A 14224-nucleotide genomic window follows, 5' to 3' on the forward strand; every position below is an offset into this window, starting at 1 on the left:
ACTCTATATTTGGCAAATCCATCTTTTTCCAAATAAGTGAATGAGGTTAATATGTATTACTCTTAAAAATATGATTATGAAAAAACTTTACTCAATTGTATTTCTATTTGTTTTACTATTGTCAATTAACTCATTGAGTGCAAAAGTTTCAAATGCTAGTGATGAAAATACTGGAAAAGATTTAGACAGCCTAGCAGTTGTATTAGCAGTGCCTTCAGCAACTATTACAGCTAGTGCAACATCAGTTTGTCAAAATGGAACAAGTCCAGTTATTACTTTTAAAGGAATTGGCGGAATGGCTCCCTATACTTTTAATTATACATTAAACGGCAGCACTGAAACTATTTCTACTACAACTGGAAATTCCATAATGGTAAATGTTCCTACTGGAGCCGCTGGAATTTTCGTTTATACTTTGCTAAGTGTTCGCGACTCGTCTTTACCTATTTCAGAAATTAATCAAACGGGTAGTGAGTCTGTAAGCGTAGATGCTCCTCCGAATATCGATTTTACATTTACCAATGATAATAAGTGTTCAGGAGCTAATGTTCAATTTAATTCTACTATTTCAGGTTCGGGATCTTACATTTATTCTTGGGATTTTGGAGATGGAAGTCCTTTTTCAGAGGAACAAAATCCTTCCCATTCTTATAATGCTTTAGGATGTAATATTAGTACATTTAATGTGACTTTAACAGTAAAAAGTGGCGGTTGTACAATTAAAAAAAGCTATCCAATTAATGTGCTACAGAAACCAGATATTAATTTTGTTGATGTTGTAAGTCCTTTCGATCCCTTTAGCAATTGCTCACAGGCTTCGTCAAACTCTATGTACAGTATAACTGTAGGAAACGCATCTTCGTCCATATGTATAAGTTCATATTCGATTGACTGGGGTGATGGAAGCACTGAAAATAATGTAACTTTTCCAAAACAGCATACTTATAATTTAATAGGTGCATATCAGATGATTATTACAGCGATTGGAAATAATGGGTGTGCAAATTCAAAAACATATATAATAAAAAACGTGTCAAATCCGCTAGGTGGTTTGAACAGCCCTGGATCTACTCAAAATCTATGTGCACCAACCCCTAATCTTCAATTTTCAATATCTAATTGGGGCACGAATTCTCCTGATACAACTTACAGCATCGATTATGGTGATGGCACTCCTTTAGTAGTTTTATCTCAGAGAACTTTGGTTACCTCTGAATTTTTTAATGCTCTAAATCCATCAATTTCATCTAATTATCCTATTCCTCATATTTATCAAACAAGTAGCTGTCCAGCTCCAAGTTTTCAAGTCAAATTGGATGTAAAAAACGCTTGTGGAACAACGCCATTTACTTTAGGAAATATATCAGTTTTAACTAAACCAAAAGCTGATTTTACTGCTCCAGTTAAAGGCTGTTCAAATACTGATATTCTGTTTACAAATACAACTGTTTCTGGATATGGACTAGCTTGCGATCAAAAATCTATTTTTACTTGGGATTTTGGTGATGGAACTCCGGTTATAACGACGACTTTTTCATCACCGCAAAACATCACTCATAAGTTTCTTGCAGCAGGAATATATACAGTAACTCTTACTTCTCAAAATTTCTGTGGACTAGAGATAAAGACACAAAAAATCTGTATTGAACCAGCATTAGTTCCTCAATTCACAATAAACTCTAAAGAAGGTTGTGCTCCGTTGCAAGTGATTGCGACAAATGATACTAATTTAACAAACCAATGTTCAACTCCAACTTATCTATGGAAAGTTTCTTATAGTAGCGGTTTTTGTGGATCAGTAACGGTAGTTATACCTGATCAAACTACTATTGATGCAAACTATAATTTTACGCAGCCAGGTACTTATTCTATAACTTTAACGACAAAAAATTCATGTGGATTTTTGACATCTTCCCCTCAGACAGTAATCGTTAAAAAACCACCTACAGTTGCTATAAATACGATTACTAATTTTTGTCAAGCATCAACAAGCACTACAATAAATCCTACTGCAATTGTTAAAAATTGTGCTCCAACTTCAAGTACTTTAACTTACGCTTGGAGCTTTCCAGGGGGAACACCTTCCACTTCATCAAGTGCAACACCATCGGTCTCTTATAATTCGTCAGGAGATTTTACTGTATCATTATCAGTTACTAACGATTGTGATACTACTGTAGCTACTGTAAAAACTTTTACTATTTTTCCAACACCTACAATAGCTGGCAACTTATCTGCTTGTGTAGGGCAGAATTCTAGTTTAAGTGGAAGTTCAACTCCAGCAACTACAAGCCCGTGGGTATCTTCTAATACTGCTATTGCAACAGTTAATAATTCTGGAGTTGTTATTGGAGTTGCTGCAGGTAATACAATAATAACATATACCAATAGCAATAATTGTAAAGTTAGCGCTTCTTTTACTGTCAATCCAGCTCCAGTTATAACGGGAATTTTGAATGTTTGCCTCGGTTCAACAACTACTTTAACAGGAAGTGGAACTCCTGCAACATTAAATCCGTGGACATCTTCGTCTAATACTATTGCAACAGTTGATAATGCTGGTATTGTAACTGGGGTTTCGGTAGGAACAAGCGCAATTACGTATACTAATTTAGATGGGTGCCAGAAAACGGCAACTATTACTGTTAATGCAATACCTACAGTTACTGTAAATAGTTCAGTAGTTTGTTCGGGATTGCCAGCAACTGTAAAAGCTACAGCCGGAATAGCTGGAGCTTACACGTACGTTTGGACTGTTCCAATCGGATTTGCGAATCCTGGAAGTGTAGCGAGTTTTTCGACTACAGTGCCAGGAGCTTATACTGTACTTATAAAGAGTAGTGCAACGGAATGCGAAAGTTCGAGTGCCTCTGGGACAGTAAGTGCAAATGCCATACCTAATTTAGTTATCACAGATCCACCTGCTATTTGTAGTCCGAACTCAATTGATTTAAAAAGTGCAAGCGTTACTGTCGGTTCAGACAGTGGATTGACATTCTCTTATTGGAAAAACAGTTCAGCTTCATTAGCATTGTCAAATGCAAATACAATAACAACAACCGGAGCTTATTATATAAAAGCACAAAATGCTAACGGCTGTTCAGTGATAATGCCGGTTAATGTTATAATCAATAAAACGCCAGTTATTACTGCAATTTCAAATACTGTAAAATGTAATAATGAAATAATTACCGCTATTAATTTTGGGAGTACAGATCCAGGAGTTACATATTCGTGGACAAACGATAATCCCGCAATAGGATTAGCTGCCTCAGGAACTGGAAATATTGCAAGTTTTACGGGGGTAAATACGGGTACAACTCCTGTAATAGCGAATATAACAGTAACGCCTAATACAATTACGTGTCAGGGTGCAAGTACCTCATTTACAATTACTGTAAATCCAACTCCAGCTATTGACCAACCTCTTAACCAAGAAGTTTGTAATGGAGTATCAACCACTGCTATTTCATTTACCGGAAATGTTTCTGGTTCAACATACAACTGGACAAATAATAAACCATCTACAGGTCTTGCTGCAAGCGGAACTGGAGATATTCCTTTATTTATGGCACGTAATGTCACAGCAGCTCCAATAACTGCTACTATAACTGTAACGCCATCGATAAATGGATGCCCAGGCGAATCCAAAACTTTTACAATTACAGTGAATCCATCTCCTGCTGTAACTTTTTCGCCCGTGCCACAAATTATTTGTTCTGAAACCACTACTGCATTAGTAACATTAAATAGTACTACGCCTGGAGTTACTTTTGCTTGGACAACAACTCAACCTGCAGGCATTTTGCAGACAATCGAAAACTCAGGGACCACAACTATTCCTACACAGACTTTAACCAACACCACAAATGCAGATATCATTATTGTATATAACGCAACAGCAAGTATTGCTGGAGGAGCAACTTGTTTGGGAGGCTTATATACTTATACAATAACTGTAAAACCAAAACCTACGATAGCAACTCCAACTGCTCAAACTATTTGTAGTAATTCTGCATTTTCAATCACTCCAGTTGACGACGCAGGAAACATAGTGCCAGCGGGTACTGTTTATACATGGAGCGATGCCGTAATAAGTCCTTTAGGAGCAATAACGGGAGCAATAGCTCAAAATACTCCGCAGACTTCTATTAGTCAAACGCTTGTCAATGTTACAGGCCAAATCGCTACAGCGACTTACTTAGTAACTCCAAAATCAGGAAATTGTAATGGTACGCCATTTGAGGTTAAAATAACGGTTAATCCTTCTCCCAAAGTTGCGTTTTCAGGACTGAATCAAACGCTGTGTTCAGGAAGCGATTCTTCAATAATAAATTTATCAACTTTAACGACAGGAAATGTTAGTTTTAATTGGACAGCGGCAATTCCCGAAGGAATTAACGGAGCGACAGCTTCAGGGGTGAATAGTATTCCAGTTCAAACTTTAAGCAATTCCACTCCAAATCCATTGACAATACTTTACAATGCAAAGGCAACAGTAAATAATGGAGTTCTTTGTGAAGGTCCCGCATCTACTTACAGTATTACTGTAAATCCATCAATTGTAACCTCAAGTATAATATCTAATTTTAATGGTTTTAACGTTAGTACCGTTGGTGCAAGTGACGCTGCAATTAATATCAGTGTAAGTGGTGGTTCAGGTACTTATAGTTATTTATGGTCAGGTCCAAACGGATTTACGGCTGTAACGCAAGATATTTCGAATGTATCTGCAGGAGATTATACTCTTACTATAGATGACGGACTTTGCGAACCAATTGCGCTTAATTTTACATTATCAGAGCCAAAGATTTTAATAATTGAAGAGGATTTAGCTTCCCATAGTGATGTTTTTTGCAGTGGGTATTTAACAGGTGTAATAAAAGTTGATATTATTCAGCAGTCGGTTGCACCGTATAAATATGAATTGATAATACAAGGAGGTGGTGTCGTTCAAACTAATATAAATACCACATTAAGTACATATACTTTTTCAGGCTTAAAGGCAGGAATTTATGATGTAAAAATTACTGACGCCAACGGTAGTTTTAAAACAATTCAAGGCATAAGTATTACAGAACCAGCAGGTATAATCGCTTCGATAAATTCGCAAACAAATATTTTATGCTATGGTGATGCTATAGGCTCAGCGACTGTTACTGCAAGTGGCGGTAGCGGTGTTTTAACTTATTTATGGAACACGACTCCAGCTCAGACCACCACAACTGCTAGTGGTTTAGGGGCAGGAACATATACTGTTACTATCACTGATGCCAATAATTGTGCTACAACTAAACAAGTTATAATCACTGAACCTACAGAATTAGTAACATCAATTAGTACACAAACAAATATTTTATGTTTCGGAAATAGCACAGGATCGGCTACTTTAAATGCTAGTGGTGGAGTGGGACCTTATTCGTTCTCTTGGGACACACTTCCAGCTAATAACTCTGCTACTGCAACTGGACTTATAGCGGGAACATACAATGTGACTGTTACGGATAGTAATAACTGTGTAAAAATTCAGCAAATAATAATAAGTCAACCAGCAGCAGGTTTGACCTCTGCAATATCTAATTCCAGTGACGTAAGTTGTTTTGACGGAAGCGATGGAAATGCAACGGTTTTGGTTACAAACGGTACAGCACCGTACACATATTCGTGGAATACAGTACCTATGCAAACTTTGGCAACAGCCTCAGGATTAACTAAAGGAAATTATGTAGTAACTGTGACGGATGCGAATGGATGTACAACAAACTCTTCAATTTTAATAGATGAACCGTCGGCGATTTTAACTTCTATTTCAGCACAAATAAATGTAGCTTGTTCAGGAAGTAGTACTGGCTCAGCGACCATTGTACCACAAGGAGGAACTGCTCCATATAGCTATTTGTGGAATACAGCGCCAATTCAAACTTCCGCGACTGGAGTTAATTTAGCGGTGGGAATGTACGATGTAACAGTTACGGACGCTAATAATTGTTCAGTAGTACAACAAGTAACTATAACGGAGCCGAACGGGATAATGACAGCAATAGCATCGCAAACTAATGTAAATTGTTTTGGTGCTAGTAACGGCTCAGTAGCAGTAACTGTTTCTGGAGGAACATTGCCATTAAGTTTTTTATGGGACACTGCAAACGTAAACACCACACTAAATGCGGCTGGATTAGCTGCTGGAATATATAATTTAACAGTTACTGATGCTAACGGATGTCAAAAAGTGCAGCAAGTCGTGATTACAGAACCGAGCGATATATCAATTACTACTAATTTGGAAAAAGATATTACTTGCTTTGGTGATTCAGATGGAGAGATTAAAATTACAGTCAATGGCGGTACACCAGCCTATACTTTTTCGTGGACAAAAGATGGTGCTGCATTTTCGAATTTGAAAGATGTTAGTGGTTTAAATCCAGGTGTTTATGAAGTAACAGTTTCCGATAGCAATAATTGCGGACTAAAGACAGCCGTTTACACAATAACGCAGCCTGCAGTTCTTAAAATACAATTGTTGGGCCAGACGAACGTACTTTGTTTTGGCGCTCAAACTGGAAGTATTGATGTGGATGTTAGTGGAGGTACAGTAGGAGCAGGTGGATATAGTTTTAGATGGACGGGTCCAAATAATTTTGCTAGTAGTGATCAGAATTTAGTAGGAGTCTATGCAGGAAATTATCAGCTTTTAGTAACCGACAATTCCGGATGTACGGATAATTTAGCCATAATAATAACGCAGCCAACAGCGGTTGTAGTTTCTGTAGTTACAACACCGATAGTTTGTTACGGTAATAATGATGCCTCAATCAATTTAACGATCTCAGGAGGTGTTGAACCATATTCAGTATCATGGAATAACCTAGCTACGGGAATTTACCAAGACAATTTAGCGGCAGGAGATTATACAGCTACGATAATTGATGCAAATAACTGTGTAAAAATAGTAACCGTTACTATACCAGAAGCTGCAGTTTTTAAAATAGATCCAATAGTAACTCAAATTTCTTGCTTTGGAGCAAATGATGGAAGTATAAAGTTAAACTTAGTAGGAGGAAAGCCCACTTTAAAATTAGTGTGGAGTGATGGTAGTTTATCAGGCACTATTCGAAATAATCTTAATACTGGAACTTATACGGCTACGATAATTGATGGAACTCCTTGCGAAATAGTACGAACCTTTATCATAATTGAACCGCAAAAATTAGTTTTAGATGCAAATTTAACTAATGCTCTAGAATGTAATGATGCTAATAGTGGAGCAATCAACTTGCTAGTTTCTGGGGGAACTCCTCCTTTCACATACTCCTGGTCAAATGGCTCAATCAGTGAGGATTTAAATACTATTCCAGCTGGTAATTATTTAGTAACTGTAAAAGATGCTAGAAATTGCACGGCTTCTGCAAGCTACGTTATATTGCGACCAGCGCCAATCGTTGTGAAAGTTGAAACTGTAACTAATTTTGATTGTGTAACTAAAGTAGTTAACCAATCATTTATCGCCAAAACTACTGGTGGAATTCCTCCTTATCAATTTATATGGTCAAGCGGAACTGTTAGTGGACCAAATAATGAAAAAATGGAAACCTCTCAAAATGGATTAATTATTCTAAATGCAATAGATTCTAGAGGGTGTAGTGCTACGTATAATTTTAACGTTGCGATTCCTGAGTTGGGAACACCATCTTTTAATTCAAATTCAATTGCTTACAAAACATATGGATTTTATTCTATCGAAGATCCCATTCAGTTTTTTAATACTGCAACTGGAGATTATACTAATGTTTCTTGGGATTTTGGAGATGGCACTTTTTCGAATGAAGAAAATCCAATTCATAACTATAAAAAAGAAGCTTCTTATGTCGTGAGTCAAACTGTAACTTACCCTTTTGGATGCGTATACAATAGTACTGTCACTTTAACAATAGATAAAGGCTACAAATTAATTCCTCCAACAGCTTTTACGCCTAATGATGACGGTTTTAACGATTACTATGCTCCTGAATTTTTGGGATTAAACGAAATCCAATTTGCTGTTTATGATACATGGGGAGCACTAATTTATTCAGAATTAGGGGATAATATTAGAGGATGGGATGGTAAAATAAACAATAAAGAAGCTGAGAATGGTAATTATTACTATAAAATAAGTGGTAAAACATTTTATGGAAAAATGATAAAGGATCAAGGTGCATTTGTACTCATAAAATAAAATAGAAATGAAATTTAAAATACTATTCACGATATTTTCTTGCTTCTTCTTCTCAGAAGTAAAAGCGCAGGATCCCATCTTTACGCAATACTTTTTAATCCCAGAAACACTGAACCCCGGTTTTTCTGGATTTTTAGAAACTACATATGCAGGTGTAATTCACAGATCACAATGGCCAGATTTAGAGTTGAAAATTGATACTGATTACGCTTTCATTAATACATGGAGCGAAAAGGCTAATAGTGGTGTGGGTTTTAGTATACTAAATCATAGGGAGAATAACACAAAATATAGCTTTACTCAGTTTAATGTTAATTATGCTTATAGAGTTACACTAAATGAAAATTGGTTTTTTAGACCTGCAATAGAGATCGGCTTTGGTACAAAATCTTTCGGTTTTAGTAATTTATTATTATCGGACCAAATTAATATTGGATCAGGAATTATCAATCCTACCACCATTGATCCAACGTTACTAAATGATAGATTCAATTTTTTTGACTTTACAGCTGGAATGGTTGTGAACAATGAAAACTCTTGGTTTGGACTTTCATTAAAACATCTTAATAAACCCAACATCTCGTTTGTAGCCGATAAAAATATTCCGCTAAATATGTTTTTGTCTGCAAGTGCAGGATATGAGTTTCTAGTCGTTGATTATTTAGATGTAGCGTTTTTTCCATACGAAACGAAATTCCTCCTTACTGCAAATTATATGAATCAGGGAGAATATAATCGCTTGGACCTTGGATCCTCAATAATGTTTAGAAATGTATTTTTTGGTTTATCAGTGGCAACAAATCCGGGGACAAAAGCGAAAGATAGTCATCTTGTAACTTCATTGAATGTTTTTGCAGGACTACAATACGAACATTTGAAATTTGGCTTGTCTCACGACTTTAGTACTTCAAAAATTGGAAAGACAGGTGGGATCTACGAATTGTCTTTGACTTATCAATTTGATTTGAATGTTAAGTGTTTTGGTTGCCCAAATTATGTAACGGACTATTAATTAATTATATCTAACATGTTATAATTTTCTAGAAACGATTTTTGAGTTTCTGACTAAATAAAAAACCCTTAAACAGTTGTTGTTTAAGGGTTTGTTCTCGTAGCGAAGACGGGAGTTGAACCCGTGACCTCAGGGTTATGAATCCCAGATTTATCTTACTAATATACATAAGTGTTTGTAAATCAACACTAATATTTTGGATAATCTTGTTTTAAACTTGTTTTTTATTGTTTTCGTCACTCCTTTTCGTCACTCCTTTTTATTGCGGATGTAGGCATATTAAAAAGATAGTTTAAGCAACTTTTATTGCGCAGTGAACAAAGTTAGTTATCAAAAATTGAAATGTAATTTTCTTCAATTTCCTTTATCTCAATTTCAGATAGGACACTGAACTCTTTTTCTAAAGCTCTTTTTGAAAGTTTTCCATTATTTTGTTCTAAAAAGCGAATGAGCAAGGCAACTGTTTTGTCGGGCATCTGAAAAATATCATCCAAATATTTTTTCATAGCATCGTATTTTTGTAAATAGTTTACCTCAGTAGGAATTACATTTACAATAGTATCATTGACACAATCAAATAAGAATTCTGCTTGTTTAGTTGCGTCAAAATAGCGGTAATAATCAATCGTTTCATTCAAAACTTCTACATTGTTCGACTTTGTAGTTTTCCATTCTATAAAGTCTAATAATGGATGTGAAAAGGATTCTAATACTATTCTATAATCGTCAATATGATTTAAAATAGAAGCCGAAACAGGGAAGATTATTCCTTGTTGTGCAAATTGCATTTTGGTTAAAATATGATGTATTAAATAACGGTGTATTCTGCCGTTACCATCCACATATGGATGTATAAAAACAAATCCAAAAGCTATTTTTGCAGCTGCTAAAACAGCGTTGAATCCTGTTTCTTCAACAATTTTGTAAGTTGCAAGTATTCCATCTATTAGTTTTTCTAGATCTTCCCATTTTGCTGAAATATGATCCGGTATAGGTTCTCCGCTGGTTCTATCATGTTCTCCTACAAAGCCACCTTCATCTCTAAAACCCATTTTTAGGAAACGGCTATTTTCTATTACTATTTGCTGTAGTCGCAATAGTTCTTCTTTGTCTAGGGGTTTTGAACCTGCTTGACCTATAGCTTTTCCCCATCTAGTTGCTCTAGTATTGGTAGGAACTTCTCCCTCTATGGTAAAGGATGCTTTGGAATCTTTTAATAATAAAAATGCTGATGCGCGTTGTAATACGTCTTTTCGAATAGCATTTAAAAATATATTGTTTTTACCTGAAAGATTTTCAACTATATAATTGTTTAACTTAGGGGTTTTGAATATTAACGGACAAAAATCAACCGTGCCAGGCAAATTGTTTTTTATACGATGTCTGCTGGAATTTACACTTATGGATAAAGCAAATTGTAGATCTTCATCAACTAAAGTAACAAAATTGCCTTTACTCAAATCTTGAATATCCAAAGTCTGACCAGTAAGCCATTCATATAAAAACCATATTTTACGGCTGTATTGTCCTAATGGTTCTATTTGTACTAATGAAGTTATTGCTTCTTTTGATAGTTTTTCAAATAGTTTTTTAAAGAATAATAAATTTATTCCTTCGTATTTTAAAGCAAATACTAACTGTTTATAGAGTGTATCTTCCGGTTCATGACGTGAGGTAAGTACTTGCCAATGATCAGTTTCATATTGACGTTTTTTAGTACTTATTAATGATAAACGAGCAGGTAATGGTATAGGCAAAGTAAATGCTTCCATTAGAGCACCATAACCCACTAAAATTCCGTCTTCAGGTGTTTTGTAGCCGTGAAAAACACTTATCCTAAGTGAAAAATGATTAATATCCATGTGTATTTATGAAAAATGATTACTCAAAAGTACGTGAAATAAACTTATACTTGGTGAAAATCACTTATTTTTTCTCTAATTAAAGACAATACACATATTTTTAGAGTATTAATTCTATTAAATGAGAATAATTGGAGTCAATCTCATTTATATTCTTGTGATAATAAAATATATTAAACTTTTTTGCCGACCCCAAGACGGGCAAAAAATATAGTAATGGTTTTAATTATGTTTAATAGTGATTCATTTATAAATATATTTTGAAACGTCATCTCTTGGCGGACATCTCTTGTAGCTTGGGAAAAATTTAAAGAAGTATTATGGATAATAACTTAGAAGATTTAAAGAATAGAATTGAAATACCCGAAATTCTAATAGGAATGATAAAGGTAGTAGGAGTTGGTGTTCGAGGAATTTCCACGATCAATCACTTACGCAAAACTGGCTGTATAGGACTTGGTTTAGCGGTGTTTGAAGCAAGTCTAGTTTCTTCGAAAAGCGGTCTTAAATCAAACAAAACACAGCTTAATGTCGGTGTGAATAGCTCTGTATTAGAGAACTGCGATTTAAATGGTAAAAAGTATCATATAGGGTATAATCTGGATGAAATAGTTGATGAAAAAACTAAAATAATCCTCATTATTGCCGAAAATATTGATTCAAGCAATGTAGAAATAATAGCTGAATTTGCTAAAAATAAAGAGGTTATTAGTTTAGCGATTGTGACTGCAGCTGCAGAGCAAGGAGGCATAAAAACGTCAAAGCTAGTTCTATGTCAAAATAGTCTACTGCCTAATCCGCTAGATTCTTTGTTAGTTATTGATACTGCTACATTGGAAAAAGTATATGGAAATCTGAGTTTTGAGGAGCAATCATTAAAAATTAATGAGACTATTAAAGAAGCAATTAAAAATATAATTGAAAATGTGATTGTTTTTAGTAGGGTAAATATCGATGATGATAAGGAACCTGATTTTGATGATATAAGAGCAGTATTATCTAATAGTGCTAGCGTCTTCATAGGATCTGCAAAAGCCACGGGACCAGATAGAGCAGAGGCGACTGTTATTTCAGCATTAAAAGGTTCGCTATTATTAAAAAGTAAGATAGAAGGGGCACAAAATATTCTATTAGCAATTAGCTCTGGAAAAGTGGAAATTACAATTGATGAAATAGGTGAAATAAATGATTATATCCAAAATAAAACTGGTCATTGTACTAACATTGTTATGGGAGTTTCTGAGGATCTAAAGCTAGGCGATGCTATTTCAGTTAATATTCTTGCGACAGGATTTTGATTTACAAATTTTTATAAAATAAAATACAAAACAATTTGCAATTAGGATTGCTATAATAAAATACTGTTTATCTGTTTACTTTAAATTCTTATTAGACCTTAATTCCTGCAAAGTTTTCAAAATCTTGCAGGGAAACAGCATATTAGTTTTTACGGTGTGGCTTATTATTCAAAATTACTATTTAAGAATAATTCGTTATTTTCAAAAGCAGTTTCAGGCTGTTTTCATTAATCAAAAAATTTTCAACAATACATTTCTCACTCATACAACTTCATCATTTCCACTGCGCGATTCTTAATATCATTTCGCAACGATTCGGGTTCTATAATTTTCACTTCTGCACCATATTTTAATAATTCCATTGCGATGTCATTAGTAGGATGCAGGAACAATTCAATTACTAATTTATCATCACTATCGCTCATTATTTTTTGCGAAGAATGCAACGGAAATGATTTTATGTAGTTTCCTTGTTGCCAAGTAAATTCTAAGATTATTTTTTGTGGTTCTGAATAGGTTTCGACACCAAAAGCATGTTGGTACTTCTCTTCAATATTGACAGTCATTGGTTTGAACTTCGTATCTAAAAAGCGTAAGTTGGTAATACGATCAAAGCCAAAGTTTTTAATCATTTCAGTATTATTATCCCACGCGATTAAATACCAGCGGTGTTGCGATTCTTTGATCGCCAGTGGTTTTACCGTGCGCTCCGTGATTTCCATATCCCAAAACTTAGTATGGGTAAAACTCAGTTGTAAATGATTTTGAATTGCATATAGAATGCCGTTCATCAGATGAGTTCCTGACGATTTTCTTTTTTCCAAATAGATGCTGGGAGTAATTTTGGTACTTTCTTTCATTGCTTGATGGATTGAAAAAGCCTCTATCATTCTGGAAACTGATAGATCTTCTGTTTCTTCATCAATGTGATAAACCTTGTCTTTTCGATTGAATTTGATATAAATGCCAAACAAATCTGCAATGTCTTTTTTATCTCTATCAAATGTGCGCGCTGAATATTCAAAATTAGTTCCTAAATCATCATTTTCTAATTTTTTCATTACATGTTGATGTAAATCTTTAAAGTTCGTGGGAACCGTCTGAAGTCGCTCGATGATGTATAAATACCTTTTGTAAAAACCTACTTTTGCCATGGTTATTGTAATTTTAATCCTGCTAAAATACTATTTAATAGCGACAAAATACGGCAGAATGTATTGGAATACTAAAAATTATTTTATTTCAAAAGCACTTTGATGTGTAATTAAAGTATCACTTTTAATCAATCGTAATTGCTGGTTCTTATAAGTAATATTAGTTAAAATACGCTTGTTTTGATAGGCGGAAACTTCGAAGATAAAATCATCCAGATTGAGTTCTTCATCTGAAGTCTCTATTGCAATTGAGCGTAGCAAACCTTTTTTTTTTTTGATGGAATACAAACCAGATGGGAATTCATTTGCACCAAATACATGATTTTCTTTGGTTTGAAACAAAGGAAACAAAAGCATTTCGTTGAATAATTCATGCGATTTGAATTTGATCACTTTATGACGTTGAAACCAAATTTCTATTTGGCTCAAAGAAGTGTCTAACATCGCTTTGACCACGTTAGCATTCACATCTTCCAGAGATCTTATGTTTGGATTTCGTAATGCATGATAGAAAAAAGGATCAGTTATTAAGTCCATAATAACTTTGTTTTTTCGATTAGCGAGTTCATTCCATTGTTCCAAAATTTCAGGATCGAGCAGGAGATGCCTTATTTCGATTCCTTCTCCAAAAATGTTAATTTTAATTTGAGGCACAGTCTAGATGTATTAGAGGAGTTAATCAC

At 34.7% G+C, this 14224-nt stretch carries 6 protein-coding genes; 3 read left to right on the forward strand and 3 right to left on the reverse strand.

The genetic code is table 11. The features are described 5' to 3' along the window. Positions 1-76 precede the first annotated feature (76 nt). Both RCH19_RS02945 and RCH19_RS02950 read left to right on the forward strand, forming a co-directional pair. Entirely contained in the window at positions 77-8215 is an 8139-nt protein-coding gene (locus RCH19_RS02945) for a PKD domain-containing protein (RefSeq protein ID WP_343021962.1), read from the forward strand. A gap of 7 nt (positions 8216-8222) precedes the next feature. Beyond that, positions 8223-9227, forward strand: a complete 1005-nt coding sequence (locus RCH19_RS02950; RefSeq protein WP_343021963.1) for a PorP/SprF family type IX secretion system membrane protein — start codon at positions 8223-8225, stop codon at positions 9225-9227. A 323-nt stretch (positions 9228-9550) separates the two neighbouring features. Here the strand turns inward: RCH19_RS02950 and RCH19_RS02955 are convergent, their stop codons facing one another. Beyond that, complete coding sequence (locus RCH19_RS02955) at positions 9551-11089, reverse strand: Fic family protein (protein WP_343021964.1); 1539 nt, start codon at positions 11087-11089, stop codon at positions 9551-9553. A 320-nt stretch (positions 11090-11409) separates the two neighbouring features. Here RCH19_RS02955 and RCH19_RS02960 point away from each other — a divergent pair, with 320 nt between their 5' ends. Next, a complete protein-coding gene (locus RCH19_RS02960; RefSeq protein ID WP_343021965.1) occupies positions 11410-12387 on the forward strand; it encodes a hypothetical protein in 978 nt (325 codons plus the stop codon). A gap of 257 nt (positions 12388-12644) precedes the next feature. Here the strand turns inward: RCH19_RS02960 and RCH19_RS02965 are convergent, their stop codons facing one another. Then, positions 12645-13541 (reverse strand): WYL domain-containing protein, encoded by an 897-nt coding sequence (locus RCH19_RS02965; protein WP_343021966.1) that lies wholly within the window; start codon positions 13539-13541, stop codon positions 12645-12647. Positions 13542-13619: 78 nt separating this feature from the next. After that, positions 13620-14195 (reverse strand): hypothetical protein, encoded by a 576-nt coding sequence (locus RCH19_RS02970; protein WP_343021967.1) that lies wholly within the window; start codon positions 14193-14195, stop codon positions 13620-13622. Positions 14196-14224 lie beyond the last annotated feature (29 nt).

It is taken from the genome of Flavobacterium sp. PL12 (assembly GCF_039123485.1).
GTDB lineage: Bacteria > Bacteroidota > Bacteroidia > Flavobacteriales > Flavobacteriaceae > Flavobacterium > Flavobacterium weaverense.

Coding starts and splice junctions, on each gene's coding strand:
- RCH19_RS02945 (WP_343021962.1), top strand. CDS start 77: ATGAAAAAACTTTACTCAATTGTATTTCTATTTGTTTTACTATTGTCA.
- RCH19_RS02950 (WP_343021963.1), top strand. CDS start 8,223: ATGAAATTTAAAATACTATTCACGATATTTTCTTGCTTCTTCTTCTCA.
- RCH19_RS02955 (WP_343021964.1), bottom strand. CDS start 11,089: ATGGATATTAATCATTTTTCACTTAGGATAAGTGTTTTTCACGGCTAC.
- RCH19_RS02960 (WP_343021965.1), top strand. CDS start 11,410: ATGGATAATAACTTAGAAGATTTAAAGAATAGAATTGAAATACCCGAA.
- RCH19_RS02965 (WP_343021966.1), bottom strand. CDS start 13,541: ATGGCAAAAGTAGGTTTTTACAAAAGGTATTTATACATCATCGAGCGA.